The sequence below is a fragment of the Ekhidna sp. ABH4_415 genome (assembly GCF_056161305.1).
Genome location: NZ_JBSWYW010000001.1, coordinates 186,383 through 205,025 on the forward strand (window position 1 = coordinate 186,383; position 18,643 = coordinate 205,025).

Sequence of the window (18,643 nt, forward strand, 5' to 3'; positions counted from 1 at the left end):
TTAGCATTGCATATTCTTTGTTAGCTCTTGCCTCTAAAACCATTTCCGTATAGATAATCAGATATGAAGAAAGTTCTTGTAACAGGTGGAGCAGGATTTATTGGTTCAAACTTAATTGAATCATTACTGGATAGATCATATGAGGTGATTTGCTTAGACAACCTGTCAACTGGTCATATCAAAAACATTCAGGAATTTTCAGACCATAAGCATTTTGAATTTATTGAAGGAGATATCCTGGACTTTGAACTTGTAAAGAAGCTTTCCAAAGGAGTCTTTGCAGTTTCTCATCAAGCAGCACTTGGTTCAGTGCCCCGATCAATTAAAGATCCGCTAACATCTAACCGAGTGAATGTAGAGGGTACGCTGAATGTGTTTAAAGCATGTGTTGAAAACAAAGTTGATCGAGTGGTGTATGCCGCCTCTTCATCTACTTATGGTGATTCAATCGTTTTACCGAAGAAGGAGGAGAATATCGGCAAACCCTTGTCTCCATATGCAGTGACTAAATTGGTTAACGAACTATATGCTGATGTTTTTCATAAAACGTATGGTTTAAATACAATTGGCTTGAGGTATTTCAATGTTTTTGGCCCAAAGCAAGATCCAAATGGACCATATGCAGCGGTGATACCATTGTTTATTAAGGCAATTTTATCCGGAAAAAAACCGGTGATCAATGGAGATGGAAGCCATAGCAGGGACTTTACCTTTGTGGCAAATGCAGTTCAGGCAAATATAAAAGCACTGGAAGCATCACAAGAAAATTATAATTCCATATACAATATAGCTTGCGGTGAAAGGACTACACTTAATGATCTTGTTAATATTATTAATGATATTGAGGGTGAAAAAGTAGAGGCGGTTTATGCAGAAGAACGAGATGGTGATGTAAAACATAGCATGGCTGACATTTCAAAAGCTAAGATTCAATTAAACTATCAACCTGATTATCAGGTTAGTGAAGGCCTTGCTATTACAATCGATTGGTACAAAAGGCTGGAGAAAGCATGAAAGCCAAGATTAAAATATTAATTACAGGAGGGGCAGGTTTCATTGGATCACATGTAGTGAGGCAACTCCTTAAGTCTGGAAAATATCATGTGGTCAATTTAGATAAACTGACCTATGCAGGAAATCTGGAAAATCTTAGAGATGTTGAGGATGATCCGAATTATCAATTTATTAAAGGAGACATCTGTGATTTTGATTTTATAAACGAACTTTTCAAAAAACACGATTTTCAGGGGGTTATTCATCTTGCGGCAGAATCACATGTAGATCGTTCAATTACGAACCCCATGGAATTCATCCAAACCAATGTGGTTGGAACAGTCAATCTCTTGAATGCGGCTAAGGAAGTCTGGAAAGGAAAAGAAAACAGAAGGTTTTATCATGTGTCTACCGATGAGGTATATGGCTCACTTGGTGATAAGGGGCTTTTCACCGAAAAAACCCCATATGATCCAAAATCTCCATACTCTGCATCGAAAGCTTCTTCAGATCATCTCGTAAGGGCATACGGAAACACCTATGATTTACCCTATGTCATTTCAAATTGCTCAAATAATTATGGACCTTATCATTTTCCCGAAAAGCTGATTCCTTTAATGATCCACAACATCAGGAACAAGAAGCCACTTCCAGTTTATGGAAAAGGTGAAAATATCCGAGATTGGCTCTATGTGGAAGATCATGCACGTGCCATTGAATTAATTTTTGAGAAGGGTAAAAACGGAGAAACCTATAACATTGGCGGCTTCAATGAATGGAAAAACATTGATTTAGTTCATTTATTGTGTGATATCATGGATCGCAAGCTTGGGAATGAGCAAGGAACTTCCAGAGAACTCATCACTTTTGTAAAAGATCGAGCAGGACATGATCTAAGATATGCAATTGATGCATCAAAAATTAAAGAAGATCTGGGTTGGGAGCCATCTTTGCGGTTTGAAGAAGGTCTTGAGAAAACCGTAGATTGGTTTTTTGAAAATGAGCAATGGCTGAATGATGTTACCTCAGGTGAATACATGAAATATTATGATGAACATTATTCAAATAGGTAGTCCCCTCCTTGGAGGGGTTGGGGTGGGTTTATTAAATCGACTTTATATAAAATGAGCATGTTTAGGAAGTCACATATCAAATTACGGAATGACGACTATGCGAATTCCATGCGTGCTTTTCAGGATAAATCTATGTACGCATGAAGGGGATAATATTAGCCGGAGGATCAGGAACACGGTTGCACCCATTGACCTATGCAGTTAGTAAGCAGATTTTACCGGTATATGACAAGCCGATGATTTACTACCCTTTATCAACGTTGATGTTGTCAGGGATCAACGAAATACTCATTATAAGCACTCCACGTGATTTGCCAATCTTTAAAGAGTTGTTAGGTGATGGTTCACACTTAGGATGCTCTTTTTCTTATGCAGTTCAGGAAGAACCCAGAGGATTAGCGGAGGCCTTTATTATAGGATCAGACTTTATAGGCACTGATAGTGTGGCTCTGATTTTGGGAGACAATATTTTCTATGCATCCGGCCTTTCAAAAAAATTACAATCATGCATAAATCCCAATGGAGGAGTTGTTTTCGCCTATCATGTGAATGACCCTGATAGATATGGTGTAGTAGAGTTTGATAGCCAAAACAAAGCAATCTCAATTGAGGAAAAACCGGATAACCCTAAGTCAAATTTTGCTGTTCCAGGCTTGTATTACTACGATAATGACGTTGTGAAAATTGCAAAAAACATAAAGCCAAGTGCTCGCGGTGAACTTGAGATTACAGATGTTAATAACTACTATTTGCAAAAAGGTAAGCTAAAGGTACAAGTACTTGATCGTGGAACAGCATGGCTAGATACCGGTACATTTGCATCTTTGATGCAAGCCGGAAATTTTGTTCAGGTGATTGAAGAAAGGCAAGGGTTGAAGGTGGGCTGCATTGAGGAGGTGGCTTACAAAATGAATTTTATTAGTGAAAACCAATTAACAAAGTTGGCTAAACCACTGGAGAAGAGCGGTTATGGTTCCTACCTGCTCAATATATTAAAGAAATGAAATCAGAAAAGACGAACCTTAAAGACTGTTGGATTTTGGAGCCGGACGTTTATGAGGATGAGCGAGGGTTCTTTTATGAAGGCTTTAACATAAAGAAGTTCAACGATGCAACTGGCTTTGATTTTGAGGTCAAACAAATCAATCAATCCCGTTCTTCGAAAGGTGTATTGAGGGGCCTTCATTATCAAAATGGTAACAAGGCACAGGCAAAACTGGTATCTTGTATTGAGGGGGAGGTACTAGACGTTGCTGTGGATTTAAGGAGAGAGTCACCTACTTTTGGTCAATATTCGATGGTGAGATTATCAGCACATAACAAGAAACACTTTTACATCCCCAAAGGAATGGCACATGGTTTTCTTGTTTTGACAGACCATGCCAAACTCATGTACCAGGTAGACGAACTCTATTCTAAGGAGCACGATACGGGAATTATGTTTAATGATCCGGATCTGAATATCAGCTGGGGATTTCCGGAGGATGAGATCATATTATCTGAAAAAGATCAAAATCTACCATTACTAAAAGAAGCTAAAATCGATTTTATAAATGTCTAAGAAAAAAGTATTAATCACCGGAGGTGCAGGGTTTTTAGGCTCACATCTGTGTGATCGGTTTATCAAGGAGGGCTATCACGTGGTAGCAATGGATAACCTTCTCACAGGTGACATGGAAAATATTGAACACCTCATGGGAAACAAAAACTTCGAGTTTCATCATCACGATGTATCAAAGTATGTACATGTTTCCGGTGACCTTGAATACATTCTCCACTTTGCCTCGCCTGCGAGTCCTATTGATTATTTGAAAATGCCCATTCAAACCATGAAAGTGGGTTCTTTAGGGACTTTGAATTGTCTTGGACTTGCGAAAGATAAGGGAGCTCGAATGTTGATTGCCTCAACATCCGAAGTATATGGAGATCCCCTGGTGCACCCACAAAGCGAAGATTATTGGGGAAACGTGAATCCAGTAGGGCCGAGAGGAGTGTATGATGAAGCTAAGAGGTTTCAGGAGGCCTTGACTATGGCCTACCACACCTTCCACGGTTTAGAAACCAGGATTGTTAGAATCTTCAACACATTTGGTCCTCGAATGCGACTGGACGATGGAAGAGTTCTCCCAGCCTTTATTTCTCAAGCTTTAAGAGGGGAAGACTTAACTGCCTTTGGAGATGGATCGCAAACACGATCCTTCACCTACGTAGATGATTTGGTAGAAGGAATTTACAGACTCCTTAAAAGCGATTATGCACAACCAGTAAACATTGGTAATCCGGAAGAAATAACTATTAAGGAATTTGGTGAGGAGATCATTCGTTTAACAGGTAGTAATTCTAAAATTATTTATAAAGACCTGCCTAAGGACGACCCCAAACAACGGAAACCAGATATATCTCGAGCTAGAGAGGTTTTAAGCTGGGAACCAAAATACTCTCGTGCAGAGGGACTTAAGCCAACACTCGAATATTTCCAGAAGAAGGTATTAGGCTAATATTTTATTCTATTTTTGCGGCTTACTATTCCCCTCCTTGGAGCGATCCGACGAATCGGGGTTAGGGGTGGGCTCCTAAAGAATTCGCTGCTCTGAAAAACAGAATTGCATGAACTATAATGTAGGAATCATAGGGCTAGGATATGTTGGACTTCCGCTAGCTGTGGAAAGTGGAAAAATATACCCTACTGTTGGACTGGATATCGACGAAGGTAGAATTAAAGAGCTAAAATCAGGAAAAGATCGGACCTTAGAGGTTGAATCCGATGAACTGAAAAAAGCCTCTTACCTGACATTCAGTTCAAATCCTCAGGATTTAAAAGATTGTAATTTTTATGTTGTTACGGTCCCTACTCCGGTAGATGAAAACAAGAATCCGAATTTAGCGCCATTAAAAAGTGCCTCAAAACTTATTGGGCCTTTGCTAAAAAGGGGTGACATTGTTGTTTATGAATCAACTGTTTTCCCGGGGTGCACGGAGGAGGTTTGTGTTCCCATTTTGGAGAAAGCAAGTGGATTAAAATTCAACACGGATTTCTTTTGTGGATATTCTCCTGAGCGTATTAACCCTGGAGATAAAAAGCATCGGATCACAAATATTCTTAAAGTTACAAGCGGAAGTACGGTTGAATCAGCTGCTGTGGTTGATGATTTCTACAAATCATTCATAACAGCAGGCACACACAAAGCATCTTCCATAAAAGTGGCTGAGGCAGCAAAGGTGATAGAAAATGCTCAACGGGACATCAATATTGCTTTCGTCAATGAATTGGCATTGATTTTCGACCGGTTAGGAGTAGATACCACAGAGGTGCTGGAAGCAGCCGGAACCAAGTGGAATTTTCTTCCATTTAGGCCAGGGTTAGTAGGAGGCCATTGCATTGGAGTTGATCCATTTTATTTAACACAGAAAGCAGAATCAGTGGGGTATCATCCTCAAGTAATACTTTCCGGGCGAAAAATCAATGATCAAATGGGACAATATGTGGCTCAAAAAATCATTAAAATGCTTGGGCAAAAGAAACGCCTTGGCAACAATGCTCGAGTCTTGATCCTCGGTTTCACTTTTAAGGAAAATTGTCCAGACACCAGAAATACCCGGGTCATAGATATTTACCACGAGCTGAACTCATACGGAGTGAATGTTGATGTATATGATCCACAGGCGGATTCGGAGCAGGTTGTTGAAGAGTATGGTATCCAACTTTCAGGATCTTATAAAGGGGAGTATGATGCCATCATCTTAGCTGTTGCTCACAATGAATTTCTTGAACTGGATTGGGATGAAATGAGAAAAAACACTCCAATCATATATGATGTAAAAAGTGTTTTGCCTAAAGAACTTGTAGATGGGCGATTATAGAGAAAATATCATTCCTCATTCCCATGCAATTAGCAAGGTTGATCGAGAGCAAAAGAATGGTCACAAGGCTAGCGTGCTATGGTTTGTAGGTCTATCTGGATCTGGTAAATCAACATTAGCCAGTGCTTTTGAGTCGTATCTACATGAAAAGGGATATCATACCTACATATTAGATGGAGACAATATCAGGTCTGGTCTGAACGCTGATTTAGATTTTTCAGATGAAAGCAGGAAAGAAAACATAAGGAGGATAGCAGAGGTGTCTAAGTTGTTTGTTGATGCTGGAATAGTGGTTTTAACCGCCTTCATCTCTCCTTTTAAGGAGGACCGATTGATGGCAAAAAAAGTGATCGGGAAAGAAAATTTTATTGAAATCCATGTTGATTGCCCTTTAGAAGTTTGTGAGCAGAGAGATGTGAAAGGGCTGTATAAGAAAGCGCGAGCAGGAGAGATCAAACACTTTACGGGCATAGACTCTCCGTTCGAAGCACCAGATAACCCGGATATGCGGGTGAATACAGCTGCAAATTCTCTGGATTCATGCTTGAAAAAACTAATTGATAATGTAGAACCAAAAATAATTCTTTAGTTCACTAACCGAATCCTCTCCTGGGAGCGGTTCGACGCTTCGAGGTTAGGGGTGGATTAGTTAATAGCTATGAAAAATTACAATTTAACGCACTTAAAAGAATTAGAAGCAGAAGCTATTTACATACTTAGAGAAGTAGCTGCACAGTTTCAGAATCCTGCAATTCTTTTTTCCGGGGGAAAGGATTCGATTTGTGTGACTCACCTTGCAAGGAAGGCTTTTCATCCTGCTAAAATCCCTTTCCCATTAGTGCACATAGACACTGGGCATAATTTTCCTGAAACAATGGAGTTTCGTGATAACCTGGTGAAGGAATTAGGAGCTAAGCTCATCGTAGGGTCTGTACAGAAGTCCATAGATGATGGAAGAGCTGCTGAAGAGAAAGGAAAGAATGCCAGTAGAAATGCCATTCAAACAGTAACGCTGCTGGACACCATCGAGGAACACGGATTTGACGCCTGTATTGGTGGAGCTCGTAGGGATGAAGAAAAAGCCAGGGCTAAGGAAAGATTCTTTAGTCATAGAGATGAATTTGGTCAGTGGGATCCCAAAAATCAGCGCCCGGAATTATGGAATATTTTCAACGGTAAACATCAATATGGTGAACACTTTAGAGTTTTTCCTTTAAGTAACTGGACGGAGATGGATGTATGGCAATATATTCTTGCTGAAAACATAGCCATCCCATCACTTTATTTTGCTCATAATAGAGAGGTGATCTGGAGGAATAATACCTGGTTGCCAGTCTCAGATTTTATTCAAGTCGATGATGCAGAGAAGGTGGTCAATAAAAAATTGAGGTTTAGAACACTCGGAGATATTACCATCACAGGAGGGGTTGAATCTGAAGCCGATACACTGGATAAGATTGTAGAGGAAGTCGCTGCAGCCAGACACACTGAGCGAGGGAATAGAGCTGACGATAAGCGCTCTGAAACCGCCATGGAAGATCGCAAGAAAGAAGGGTATTTTTAACACATACCTATTCCCCTCCTCGGAGGGGTTAGGGGTGGGTTATAAAAAGGTAAACATAATGAAAAAAGAAGAATCAAATCCAAAAGTCAAAAACCAACAGCCAAAGACCAATAGCTACCTAGATATGGAATTATTGCGCTTTACCACTGCTGGTAGCGTAGATGATGGAAAAAGTACTTTGATTGGGCGTTTGCTGTTCGATTCAAAGTCTATTTTTGAAGATCAATTAGACCAGGTTAGGCAGACAAGTGAACGCAGAGGAGCAACAGAGGTGGATTTAGCACTTTTGACAGACGGACTGAAAGATGAACGTGAGCAAGGAATAACGATCGATGTAGCTTACCGATATTTTGCTACGCCAAAAAGAAAGTTCATCATTGCGGATACTCCCGGACATATTCAATACACACGGAATATGGTAACAGGAGCATCTACAGCGAACGTTGCATTGATCCTTATTGATGCTCGAAATGGAGTGGTTGAACAAACATGCAGACACTCAATCATTGCTTCCTTGCTCCAGATACCGCACATCATTGTCTGTGTAAATAAAATGGACCTGGTTGGCTATGAAGAAGATAGATTTAATGAGATAAAAGCAGACTTTGAAGATTTTGCTTCAAAATTGGATGTTAAAGACGTTCAATTTATTCCCATAAGCGCGTTGAAGGGTGACAATGTAGTGAATCGGAGCGAGCACATGAAATGGTATGAAGGATCCACGCTACTTTATACTCTGGAAAACATTCATATTGGAAGCGATCATAATCACATTGATTGCCGGTTCCCAGTTCAAACAGTCATTCGTCCACAAACAGACGAATACCATGATTATCGGGGCTATGCTGGTAGAATTGCGGGTGGGGTATTTAAACCTGGTGATGAGGTAGTGGTGTTACCGTCCGGATTTAGCTCAAAGATTAAATCGATTGACACCTATGACGGTGAAGTGGAAGAGGCCTTTGCTCCCATGTCAGTGACAATCACTTTGGAAGATGACATTGATATTAGTCGCGGTGATATGATTGTGCGTACGAACAACCAACCAGAACCAAAGCAAGACATTGATGTGATGCTATGCTGGTTGAATACGAAAGGACCTCAACCACGAACAAAGTATACCATCCGCCATACAACTGCTGAGGCCAAAGCCATGATCAAAGAGATTCGGTACAAGATGGATATCAACACGCTACACCGAAATGAGGAGGATAAGAACATCACGGCGAATGATATATGTCGTGCTCAATTAAGAACAACCCGTCCCCTTCTTGTGGATTCGTATCGAAAAAACCGAAATACCGGCAGCATTATTTTGGTGGATGAGGGCACTAATGAGACGGTGGCTGCTGGAATGATCATTTAGCAGTCACAATTCCCCTCCTCGGAGCGGTCCGACGTATCGGGGTTAGGGGTGGGTTAAGCCCCCAAATTTTGCACGAATGTTTTGATCCATAGCATTCAATTGTTTCTACTTTTATTTTACAAGGAGATTAAATTAGGAGTAGGATATGAGTTAAAAAATGTTTTCTGAAGAATAAATAACAGTTCAAACGTTTCAATTTCTAAACAAAATCAAGTCCCCTCCTCGGAGCGGTCCGACGTATCGGGGTTAGGGGTGGGTTAAAATAAAATAGATTATGCGCAGAGAAGTATATGAAGTGGAATTGAAAAATCATCATAAAATCCCTCCTCGGAGGCGCAACGACAGGCAATCAGAATAATATTTTTGAGTTCCGTTTAGATAGGAAGTAAATAATGCGAAAGTAAAATAATTTCATATAGCCAGAACTTAGCTTATCCCGTAAGGAACTACTCCCCTCCTCGGAGGGGTTGGGGGTGGGTTTAAATCATATAAATTATGCGCAGAGAAATAATCCCATATAACCCAAGGTTAAAAGAGCTCGCTAAAAAACTTCGCAAAAACATGACGCTTTCAGAAATTCTTTTATGGGACGAGCTAAAGCAAAAAAAGATCAAGGGATATGATTTTGATCGACAGAAGCCATTAAACGAATTCATAGTCGATTTCTATTGTAAAGACTTGAAACTAGCCATAGAGGTTGATGGTGACAGCCATGATCGTGAAGAAGCATATATAGCAGATAAGAAGCGACAAAAGAAGCTGGAGGATTTGGGAGTGAGCTTTTTGAGATTTGATGACCAGGAAATTAAAAAAAATATAAACAATGTCATACGTACCATTGAGTACTGGATTCAAGAGAAAGAAGAAGATATGAAGAAACCCACCCCTAACCCCTCCGAGGAGGGGAGTAGAACGTCGTTAGAAAAGTCAAGTATTGTATCAAATGAAGATTCATCCTTTGCTGTAGAATCAAGTCCCCTCCCGGGAGGGGTAGGGGTGGGTTCTTTAGCATCATTGTTAGAGGTAGCCAAGAAAGCAGCCTACTCAGCTGGGGCAGAAATTCTTAAAATCTATGAGTCGGGCAATTTTTCAATTGAAGCTAAATCAGACGACTCTCCTTTAACGCTTGCTGATAAAGCTGCTCACAACAAAATTGTTTCCTATTTAGAAGAAACCAAACTACCTATTTTGAGCGAGGAGGGAAGAGATATTCCCTACGAAGAAAGAAAAAACTGGGAATATTTCTGGTTGGTGGATCCTTTAGATGGTACTAAAGAGTTCATTAAAAAAAATGGTGAATTCACCGTTAACATTGCGCTAATTCATAATGGTGAGCCAATCCTTGGAGTCGTTTATCCTCCGGTATTAGGTGAAATGTACTGGGGAGTGAGGGGCACAGGGTCATTTAAAGAAAAGAATGGTGAAATAGAAAAGATTCATACAACCAAAAAGTTAATAAGTGAGTCAGGGTTAAAGGTGGTAGCATCACGATCCCATATGAGTCCTGAAACAGAACAGTTTGTTTCAAAACTGGATAAACCAGAAGTGGTCTCAAAAGGAAGCTCTTTAAAATTTTTGTTAATTGCTTCAGGAGAAGCAGATATGTACCCTCGCTTTGGCCCAACCATGGAGTGGGATACTGCCGCAGCGCACGCAATAGTCACAGAGGCAGGTGGTCGTGTCACGCTGGAAGATCGGATTACACCATTATCTTATAATAAACCGAACTTGTTAAATCCATACTTTATAGTTTTGCCACTTTAATTGGAATCAATCAAACAAATGAGATTTTTAAAGTATTGCCTGATCTTGATTTCGCTGGTGTTTGTCACACATGTGTGGGCACAAGACCCTAATGATTTCTCCCCCAGTGATTTGAATTCAGTTAATATAGATGAGCTGACCGATGAGCAGGTGCAGCGGTTTCTGGATCGAGCGAAAGAAAGTGGACTTACACTAGAGCAGCTTGAGTTGGTAGCCAAGCAGAGGGGGATGTCCAGCTCTCAGATTGCCAAGCTTAGAAATCGCATAAGGCAATTACAATTGGGAGCTACCGAAGAATCACAGATAACAACACCATCAGATAGGTTAAGAGAATCCGTAAATGAAGAAAGTGACGAATATTCGTTTTTTAGCTTTTTAAACACAAGCGATTCCACAAAATCTAAAGCCCTGAAGATCTTCGGAATGGATATCTTCAAAACGGCAGACATGACTTTTGAGCCATCCTTGAATGTGGCCACACCCGAAAGCTACATACTGGGAGCTGGCGATGAAATGATTATCGATGTGTATGGTGCCTCTGAAATCACCTATCAGGAAGTCATCAGCCCGGATGGTGCCATTCTGATTAGCGGTGTGGGTCCTATCAGTCTGGGTGGATTAAGTGTAAAGGAAGCCAGGAATCGTATTTTTAACCGTCTTTCGTCCATTTATTCAGGTCTGAAAGGGAGGAATCCGAATACCTTCATTCAGGTTTCTTTAGGTCAGGTACGGTCGATCAAGGTGAATGTGGTAGGCAATGTGGTGCAGCCGGGCACCTATGAGCTTTCATCTTTTTCAACCGCGTTCAACGCGCTTTATTTTGCCGGAGGGCCAACAGAAACCGGGTCTTTGCGTCAAATAGAAGTATTCAGAAAGGGGAAAAAGATTGCTGTTCTGGATGTGTATAAGTATTTATTTGAGGGGGATGATACACAGAATCCGCAATTATTAGATCAGGATGTATTAATCGTAAAACCCTACCAAAACCGGGTAAAACTTGCTGGAAATGTAAAACAACCAGCCATATATGAATTGAAAGAAGGAGAGTCGGTAGAGTATTTACTCAATTTTTCAGGTGGTTTTAATAGTTCAGCGTTTAAAGAGTTCATCACAATAGATCGTGTGGGTGAGACTGAACGGGAGGTAGCCACCATCGAGCAATCGGCATTTGCCTCGGAACAAGTAATGGATGGGGATTCCATCTATGTGACCAAAGTGTTGGATACCTATGCCAATCGAGTGAAAATAGAAGGTGCGGTAAATCGTCCCGGATATTACGAATTAATGCCAAATATGACCCTGTCCTCTTTGCTTAAAAAAGCAAATGGTCTCAGGGAGGATGCTTACCTTCAAAGAGGCAATGTGATTCGTTTATCACAAACCCTTTCTTTAAAAAACATATCATTTGATGTAAGGGAAGTTTTGGATGGAAATCAAGATGTGGTTTTAAGTCCAGACGATGTGATACGCATTTCATCCATTTTTGACTTAACGGAGCAGCGACTGATCAGCATTGAGGGGCAGGTCAGAAATCCTGGTGAATTCCCGTATATTGACTCAATGACGGTTGAAGACCTGATAGCCATTTCGGGTGGGTTGAAGGAAGATGCAAGTACAACAACGATCGAAGTTGCCAGGAGATTGAGTACAGACGAGGATTTGTCAAAGTCGTCACAAATTTTTACGTTCAAAATCAATGGTGATCTGTCGATAAATGAAGAGGCATCAGACTTTCTACTTCAGCCGTTTGATTTGGTACTTATTAAATCTACTCCTTTCATTAGAGAACATAAGGTAGTTAGAATTGAAGGTGAAGTTAATTTTCCTGGATTCTATGCATTGGAAACGAACGAAGATAAAATTTCTGATTTGATTAAAAGAGCTGGTGGCTTAACTAAATATGGTTATCCAGAGGGTGCCTCTTTGATACGAAGAACCGAATATTTTCGAACGGAGTTTGAAAAAGAAGAATTAGAGGCCCTCATTGAAGCCAAGAGGAATGAACTGGAAGAAAAGTTTTTAACAGATAATCCACAAGGACTTGAGAACTATGATCTGATTGAGGAGCAGCTAATAGAATACGAAAAGCAATTAACGGAGGCCTTTAAGATTGAAGAATCAACCGATGAGTTGGAAGCGAGAATATTTCGTGCACAAGAGCTTAGAAAATTGTTAGTCAGAGATTCTGTCAGCGGCTCAGAGGAATTGATTGAGCGGCAGGCCATAGGGATTGAACTTGATAAGATCCTGAACCAACCTAAATCAAAATACGATTTGATTTTGAAAGACGGTGATTTAATCAGTGTACCTAAACAATTGCAGACCGTTAGAGTGCAGGGAGAGGTCTTGTATCCCAATACGGTGAGGTATCAGGAAGGCACGTCTTTCAAAACTTATGTTTCTGCCTCAGGTGGATTTTCCTCAAAAGCCAAGGAAAGCAAGTCTTATATAGTATATGCGAATGGCTCGGCCAAGCGCACAAAAAACTTTCTCTTTATAAAGAAATTTCCGAAGGTAAAGCCAGGCGCAGACATCATTGTACCTCAAAGAGAGCCAAGAAGAAAACTTTCCGCTCAGGAAGTTTTAGGAATTAGCTCATCCCTGGCAACCATGGCATTAATCATTGACAGACTGGTAAACCGATGAGTGATCAGCAAAAAAATATTGTCCAGGAGGATGAGATCGACCTGATCGAACTGGCTAAGGTCATTTGGTCCAAGCGTTTGTTTATCATCAAGGTGACAGGTGTATTCATATTGCTGGGCCTTATCATTGCCTTTACCTCTAAGGTAGAGTATGAAGCGAGTGCAAAGTTGCTTCCTGAAAGTCAAGAAGGTAGTATGCCCAATCTTGGAGGATTGGGAGGACTTGCAGGATTAGCAGGTTTTGATATATCATCTTTTGGTGGAGAGGGGCAGGTTTTAAGTCCCGAACTTTTTCCTGAGATTGTAGGAAGTACACCTTTTATTATTAACCTAATCAAAAAGCCTGTTTTTTTTGAACACTTAGACACCACTATATCAAGTTATAATTATTTCGTAAACTTTGATAAACCGTCTCTCATTGAGTATGCCTTAGGTTATACTATAGGTCTTCCAGGTAAAATAAAAAAAATGTTTTCTAATGACGAATCTACCACTAAGGCAGATTTGAATGCTGTTAGACTTACTAAGGAAGAATGGAAGATAATAAAGAAATACTCAGATAGATTAATTGTTTCAGTTGATCGAAAAACAGGAATAGTAAGCGTGACAGTTGAATTGCCAGATCCAGTCGCTGCGGCTAGTGTAGCAAAATTGCTCATAGAAAACTTAACTGAAGAAATTACCCAATACAAGACCGACAAGTCTTTACGGAACCTAAATTTTGTCAAAGAACAATTCTTAATTGCTAAGGATGAGTATGAGAAGAAGCAAAACCAAATAGCTCTTTTTACAGACGCAAACAGGAATATGACATCCTCAGTAATTCAAATGGAGTATAGCAGATTGCAAAACGAGGTGGATATTGCTTTTGAAGTTTATAAGGGGCTCGCGAATCAGTTGGAGCAGGCTAAAATTCAGATTAACAACGAAACCCCGGTTTTTACATTATTGGAGCCTGTAAGAATACCGGAATCCAGAAGTAAACCAAATAGAGTGCTTATAATCATACTTGCTTTTTTAGTTGGTCTAGTTGTATCTAATTTAATCGTGATTTATCAAATTCATATCAAATAGATAATGGGAGCAATTAAAAAATTAAATAAGAATTCAAGTAGGTTTTATCTTGAATCTTTTGCAAAAGAGGCAGGGGATGCAATTGGGAAAGACGGATTGGTTTTAGATGCTGGTGCAGGGGATTGCAGATATAAAAAATACTTCATGGATGCTACTTATGAATCCGCTGACTTTTGCCAAGTAGATAAACCTTATGCTAAAGTAACATACGTATGTAGTTTAGATGAAATACCTGTTGAGGATTGCAGGTATGATTTAATTTTCTTGTCTCAGGTACTTGAACATATACCCAACCCAGAGGTTGTTCTAGAAGAATTAAATAGAGTTTTAAAACCAAATGGTAAATTGTGGCTTTCAGTCCCACTTTATTATGAGGAACATGAACAGCCATATGATTATTTTAGATATACCCAGTTTGGCTTAAATCATTTACTAAAAAATTCAGGTTTTGAAATTGAGGATATCTCTTGGTTGGAGGGTTTTTATGGTACTGTAGCTTATCAATTTCAATCCATGTATCGGTACTTGCCAACTAATAGTAGTTCCTATGGTGGTGGAGTATTTGGATGGCTTAATTCTAAAATCGTGTTGCTTTTAAAACCTTTTATGATGCTACTTAATTTTTACTTTTCTCAATTAGATATAAATCACAAGTATACAAAAAGTGGCTATTGTAAAAATTACACAATAAAGGCTAAGAAAGCCAAGTAACTTGGACTATTCTACAAAACTTAAAAATAAAACTGTAACTAATGTTAAATCCTCTATTTATGTTCAAGGGGTCAGGTTAATAACCTTAGTTACTGGTAACCTGCTATTTACACTTTACCTTAAGCCTCAAGACTTTGGATATATTGCAATAGCCCAAACCGTTATTGGGTTGTTGTTGATTTTTAAAGATATGGGTTTTTCACAGCCAATAATTCAATCAAAAAGAATTAGTAAAACCCAGAAAGACACGATTTTTTGGCTTAATCTCTTTTTGACAATCTCTTTATCCTCCATATTGTTTGTGTCTTCAAACTTAATAGAGAAATATTTTGAATTTGATAATCTTAGTTTGATTATTAAGCTGATGATTGTTCCTTTTATTCTCAATAGTTCGGGAAGCGTTCATGAGGCTTTTCTAAATAGATATCTTAAGGTGAATTTGACATCAAAGATTCAAGGATTTTCGATAGTAATTAGCTATTTAATTGCAATTGTAATGCTTTTGTTTATCAAAGATTACCGAGTAATTATAATCCAACAATTTGTTTTCTCGATTGTCAATTTATCTCTTACTATCTATAATTATTCATGGGCTCCTGGGATACGTTTTAATATCAAACTAATTAAACCATTATATGGATTTGGATTCAAACTTCTGATTGGTAATATTTTAAATTTCGGATCAAGGAATGTTGACAACTTGCTAATAGGTAAATTTTTTGGATCAAATTTACTTGGTCAATATAATAGAGCATACGGTCTATTATTATTACCGCTTAACCAATTAAATAATCCAATCGGGAGCGCTCTTATACCTACACTGAGCATTCTTCAAGATGAAAAACAAAAGTATAAAATAATCTACCTCTCAACTGTTAAGGCTCTAATATTAATGATTTACCCAGCTTTAACAATAGGTTTTTTTTATTCTAGTGAATTGTTTGATTATATATTTGGAGATAAATGGTCATTATCAGCTCAATATTTTAAAATATTGATATTAGGTGCATTTACTCAAATTGTGACGAATACTTCAAGCTGGCTGTTAATTTCCCAAGGACGAAGCAACGATATATTAAAAATCACCATTTTTGGAAGCTTTGTTTCTGTGACATCATTTTTAATTGGGATTAATTGGGGAGTTGAAGGATTGATATGGGCTTACACATTGACTGGTATTTTTATTCGATCTCCATTTTTAATTTACATTTTGACTGCTACTGGGCCGATTAGGATACGTGACTTTGGGAGTGTTGTAAACACTGGGTTGATAATTTTGATTCCAACCAGTTTGATCATTTTTTTAATCAAACTATTCCATTTTGATAGCTTAATTCTGGAAGTTGCCTTTGTAACAATTTTTTCATATGGACTCTCATATTTCTTCTTACCAAAGAAAATGAAAAAGCTAATATCTAATGCATAAACATATAAATTTAATGGATACGTCTGTCTCTTCTGATAATGTAGGAGATGAAATCATTTGTAATTCAATAAGACAAACTTTGACGGGGATTCTAGAGCAAGCGTATATTACAACCGTTGCAACGCACGATAGCTTGGGTAATACTGGTAAATCTTTGATAAAAAAATCTGATGTTTCTATTTTCATGGGGACGAATGCTTTAACAGGACACTTTAGTCTTAACAGGAAAGATATATGGCCATTGAGTATTACAGACTTATACTCTCTGAAAAACAAAATACTATTATGTGGAGTTGGATGGAGGAATTATTCAAAAAACAATTCGCTACTTCAAAAACAAGTATATAAGCTCATTCTCAATAAGGAGTTAATTCATTCTGTAAGAGATGCATATACTGCTGACAAACTTCGAGAATTAGGTATCAGAAATGTAATTAATACTTCATGTCCAACACTTTGGGATATAGATTCTGAACACACTAATAAGATTCCAAAATCGAAATCTAAGCAGGTTGTATTTACGCTAACACGTCATAAACCTCATTCTAATGATGTGATTATGATTGATATCCTGCTTAATAACTATGAAAAAGTCTTTTTTTGGCCTCAACAAATTGAAGACGGGGTATATCTAAGCTCAATTTTAGATGGCCAAAAATTAAATCAAATTGTAAAAGTGCCTCCCTCTTTGATAGCATTTGACAATTTATTAGATGAAAATGAAATAGACTTTATTGGTACAAGGCTTCACGGTGGAATTCGGGCCATTCAGAGATGTAACAGATCTATAATTATTGCAATAGATAATAGAGCTAAAGAAATAAATAACGACACCAACCTTCCAACTTTGGATCGTGAGTTGATTCCATTCAATCTCACACAGCTAATTCAAAGTAAATTTGAGACAAACATCAGACTTCCCTCGGAAGATATTAAAATATGGAAGAATCAGTTATTGAATCTGAAAAATTAATTTTGGTTTGACAAAAAAAAGAAATGTTTTAATTTATAATGGTGTCAGGTTTTTGCCATTGTCTTGTACCTTCATATATCGTCAATTACAAGGCATATCACAACAATTTGTACCCTATTCAATATGTGCTATTCCAGAAAATCAGGATAGGTTTGGAATAAGAAACTTATTTATATGGAAAAGATCTTTCTTTGAAAAAGCTTTAAATAGTATATTATTCAGAACTGGATTCAATCTTACATTTATCTCCAAAAAGGAAATAAAAGTAATTAGAGAATTGATTTCATCGCACGAAATAGATTTAATACATGCTCATTTTGGCGTCAATGCTGTTAAGCTGTTCGAAATTGCCAAAGAAATGAATGTGCCAATGATTACAACTCTGCATGGGATTGACATTACGGAATATGCTCGGAACAGAAGGTACTTAAAAAAACTTCAAGAACTCACTAATTATTCTAAAGTAATTTGTGTTTCAGAGGGAATAAGGACTCATGCCATTTCATTAGGAATTTCACCCCATAACTTAATTGTTCATTATATAGGGATTCCACTTGATAAATTTCCATTTGTACATAGAGAGTCTATTAAGAAAAAAGCTAGTAAAGGGGAACGAATTACTTTCTTACAGGTATCACGGCTAAGTGAGAAGAAAGGAATTGAAGTAACTTTAAACGTATTTGCTAAATTCATACAAAAACATGACAATAGCTCTTTATTAATTGCGGGAGATGGACCACTGAAAAAACAATTGATTTCTTTATCCGGAAAACTTGGACTACAGAATAAAGTTCAATTTATTGGGAGTGTAAACTCTACTGAAGTTTTTAATCTTTTTTCTAAATCTGATGTCTTTTTACATCATAGTATTACATCTCGAAATGGAGATAAAGAAGGGCTGCCCACAGTTATTGCGGAGGCTATGGCAACAGGCATGCCAGTGGTGTCCACATATCACTCTGGTATTCCTGAATTAATTGAAGATCAACTTGATGGTTTCCTTGTGCACGAGAAAGATCAGAAAGCATATCTTTCAAAACTTACTTCCTTATTAAAAAAAGACTATTCTGAACTGCCTATGCAAGCTCATAAAAAAGTAAACAGCATATTCAATGTTAAAAAACAAAATAAAAAACTAGTTAATATATACCAATCATTTTTGCGTTAAATATTTGGTATTTATAAGGCTTGTA

Annotated in this window: 16 protein-coding genes; all 16 read left to right on the forward strand. The window is 38.2% G+C overall.

Translation table 11 applies throughout. The annotated features are described in order from the left end of the window. Positions 1–63 precede the first annotated feature (63 nt). Positions 64–1,014 carry an SDR family oxidoreductase gene (locus ACXAH9_RS00830; RefSeq protein ID WP_474892991.1) on the forward strand — a complete coding sequence of 317 codons (951 nt, stop codon included), beginning with the start codon at positions 64–66 and terminating at the stop codon, positions 1,012–1,014. Beyond that, positions 1,011–2,066 carry a dTDP-glucose 4,6-dehydratase gene (rfbB, locus tag ACXAH9_RS00835; RefSeq protein ID WP_474892992.1) on the forward strand — a complete coding sequence of 352 codons (1,056 nt, stop codon included), beginning with the start codon at positions 1,011–1,013 and terminating at the stop codon, positions 2,064–2,066. The genes ACXAH9_RS00830 and rfbB overlap by 4 nt, the downstream gene beginning before the upstream one ends. Before the next feature lie 140 nt (positions 2,067–2,206). After that, positions 2,207–3,070, forward strand: coding sequence for a glucose-1-phosphate thymidylyltransferase RfbA (rfbA, locus tag ACXAH9_RS00840; protein WP_474892993.1), 864 nt, complete (start codon positions 2,207–2,209; stop codon positions 3,068–3,070). Then, complete coding sequence (gene rfbC, locus ACXAH9_RS00845; protein ID WP_474892994.1) at positions 3,067–3,627, forward strand: dTDP-4-dehydrorhamnose 3,5-epimerase; 561 nt, start codon at positions 3,067–3,069, stop codon at positions 3,625–3,627. Before rfbA ends, rfbC begins: the two co-directional genes overlap by 4 nt. Then, positions 3,620–4,564, forward strand: a complete 945-nt coding sequence (locus tag ACXAH9_RS00850; RefSeq protein WP_474892995.1) for a UDP-glucuronic acid decarboxylase family protein — start codon at positions 3,620–3,622, stop codon at positions 4,562–4,564. The genes rfbC and ACXAH9_RS00850 overlap by 8 nt, the downstream gene beginning before the upstream one ends. A gap of 109 nt (positions 4,565–4,673) precedes the next feature. Beyond that, positions 4,674–5,927, forward strand: coding sequence for a nucleotide sugar dehydrogenase (locus ACXAH9_RS00855; RefSeq protein ID WP_474892996.1), 1,254 nt, complete (start codon positions 4,674–4,676; stop codon positions 5,925–5,927). Continuing rightward, entirely contained in the window at positions 5,914–6,516 is a 603-nt protein-coding gene (gene cysC, locus ACXAH9_RS00860; RefSeq protein ID WP_474892997.1) for an adenylyl-sulfate kinase, read from the forward strand. The genes ACXAH9_RS00855 and cysC overlap by 14 nt, the downstream gene beginning before the upstream one ends. 69 nt (positions 6,517–6,585) lie before the next feature. After that, positions 6,586–7,491 carry a sulfate adenylyltransferase subunit CysD gene (cysD, locus tag ACXAH9_RS00865; RefSeq protein ID WP_474892998.1) on the forward strand — a complete coding sequence of 302 codons (906 nt, stop codon included), beginning with the start codon at positions 6,586–6,588 and terminating at the stop codon, positions 7,489–7,491. Positions 7,492–7,549: 58 nt separating this feature from the next. Further along, on the forward strand, positions 7,550–8,857 hold the full coding sequence (gene cysN / locus ACXAH9_RS00870) for a sulfate adenylyltransferase subunit CysN (protein WP_474892999.1): 1,308 nt from the start codon (positions 7,550–7,552) through the stop codon (positions 8,855–8,857). A gap of 495 nt (positions 8,858–9,352) precedes the next feature. Continuing rightward, positions 9,353–10,621 (forward strand): 3'(2'),5'-bisphosphate nucleotidase CysQ, encoded by a 1,269-nt coding sequence (gene cysQ / locus ACXAH9_RS00875; RefSeq protein WP_474893000.1) that lies wholly within the window; start codon positions 9,353–9,355, stop codon positions 10,619–10,621. Positions 10,622–10,639: 18 nt separating this feature from the next. Then, positions 10,640–13,267 (forward strand): SLBB domain-containing protein, encoded by a 2,628-nt coding sequence (locus ACXAH9_RS00880; protein ID WP_474893001.1) that lies wholly within the window; start codon positions 10,640–10,642, stop codon positions 13,265–13,267. Then, positions 13,264–14,340 carry a Wzz/FepE/Etk N-terminal domain-containing protein gene (locus ACXAH9_RS00885; RefSeq protein WP_474893002.1) on the forward strand — a complete coding sequence of 359 codons (1,077 nt, stop codon included), beginning with the start codon at positions 13,264–13,266 and terminating at the stop codon, positions 14,338–14,340. The genes ACXAH9_RS00880 and ACXAH9_RS00885 overlap by 4 nt, the downstream gene beginning before the upstream one ends. A 3-nt stretch (positions 14,341–14,343) precedes the next feature. Further along, the gene (locus ACXAH9_RS00890; protein ID WP_474893003.1) at positions 14,344–15,051 is read left to right on the forward strand and encodes a class I SAM-dependent methyltransferase; all 708 of its coding nucleotides are present in this window, start codon (positions 14,344–14,346) and stop codon (positions 15,049–15,051) included. Position 15,052: 1 nt separating this feature from the next. Continuing rightward, positions 15,053–16,477: a lipopolysaccharide biosynthesis protein gene (locus tag ACXAH9_RS00895; RefSeq protein WP_474893004.1), complete on the forward strand. Its 1,425-nt coding sequence runs from the start codon at positions 15,053–15,055 to the stop codon at positions 16,475–16,477. Between the two features lie 13 nt (positions 16,478–16,490). Continuing rightward, on the forward strand, positions 16,491–17,450 hold the full coding sequence (locus ACXAH9_RS00900; RefSeq protein ID WP_474893005.1) for a polysaccharide pyruvyl transferase family protein: 960 nt from the start codon (positions 16,491–16,493) through the stop codon (positions 17,448–17,450). Between the two features lie 7 nt (positions 17,451–17,457). Beyond that, a complete protein-coding gene (locus ACXAH9_RS00905) occupies positions 17,458–18,618 on the forward strand; it encodes a glycosyltransferase (RefSeq protein WP_474893006.1) in 1,161 nt (386 codons plus the stop codon). The last annotated feature ends 25 nt before the right edge of the window (positions 18,619–18,643 follow it).